Consider the following 1,142-nt stretch of genomic DNA (forward strand, 5'->3'; position numbering starts at 1 on the left):
TCATTACCCATCAAAATAAATTTGACGAACTACTAGTCACTGAGCGAAGTCGAAGTGCTGACCTCTGACTTCTGACCGGGAATTTTGGATTTTAGATGAAAAAAATTTGGTACAAATCCCCGTCCGTGAGGACGGAAAAATCCTCGCTGCGCTGCGCTGCGTACGCTTCGCTAACGTCAATCCCAAATTTTCAAGCTCTACACTTGGGGGCGGAATCAATCCAAAATCCAAAATCGAGTGATTCCTGACTCCTACCCCATATCATTAAAGTTTATTTTTAGCAATCTGTCTTACTCCTTAAGAGATATGGTAAACTCAATAGGACAATCATTTACCAAAGGGAGTAGCACAAAAATCACACCCGATTATAACCAAAGGTAGAGACAGGTTGTTATTTAGCCCGGAAACAACTAGTAAATTCTAAAACTTGATTTTACAGATTTATCCACTAATGGCTAGATTTGTATTCCCAGTGAACAACGTCTAAAAAATTGGATAAAAATAAATTACCCTTGTGGTTACAAATAGATAGCTAAACTCAAGCTATCAGATCAAAATCCTGACAAAAAATCGTAAAAATACCTTACAAAATCAGCATATTTCCAATTTTTTGGCGTAGGATTTAATTAAGTTTTTAGCTGCTGGGGGGTCTCACCCAAGGTGAAAATATTAACTTATAAGTTAATACAGAAGAGGGAAGTGATACTTCATTAAGCGTGAATAATCATCTACAATTCTCATCGCAAAGAGATTAATACAGCAGTTATGCTCCAAGACACACAAACCATCCGCTACTACCAAAGACTTACCGACGCCTTCGTCGAATTATGGAATCGCGGTTATCGTATGGATGATATGCGGATGTATTTGGATGGATACCTTGCCGCACTTCGACATAGTAACATCATGGAACCATATTGGATTCATCGCTTAGAAGAGGAAGCCAGCCGTTATTTGTATGATGTATCTAACTTCGCAATGGTTCAGCCGGAACCTGAAAAACAACATGGCTACTACTAAAGGTACTATCGGATTTTACTAACTAGCCCATTACCGCCGATGATCATAGCACGATTTTTGCCTTGGTCAATGGGGTATGGGGGACTAAATTTGGGAACTACTGCAATTGATATGAAATCAAA

Annotated in this window: 1 protein-coding gene; it reads left to right on the forward strand. The window is 38.9% G+C overall.

Annotated features, from left to right (window positions below; translation table 11 throughout):
* The first annotated feature begins 765 nt into the window (after positions 1–765).
* Entirely contained in the window at positions 766–1,020 is a 255-nt protein-coding gene (locus FJR37_RS23375) for a DUF6761 family protein (protein ID WP_053537928.1), read from the forward strand.
* Positions 1,021–1,142 lie beyond the last annotated feature (122 nt).

The sequence above is a fragment of the Aphanizomenon sp. UHCC 0183 genome (assembly GCF_009712065.1).
GTDB lineage: Bacteria > Cyanobacteriota > Cyanobacteriia > Cyanobacteriales > Nostocaceae > Dolichospermum > Dolichospermum heterosporum.

What these genes read in the sequence shown, in the direction of transcription:
- FJR37_RS23375 (WP_053537928.1), top strand. Translation starts at nt 766, where the DNA reads ATGCTCCAAGACACACAAACCATCCGCTACTACCAAAGACTTACCGAC.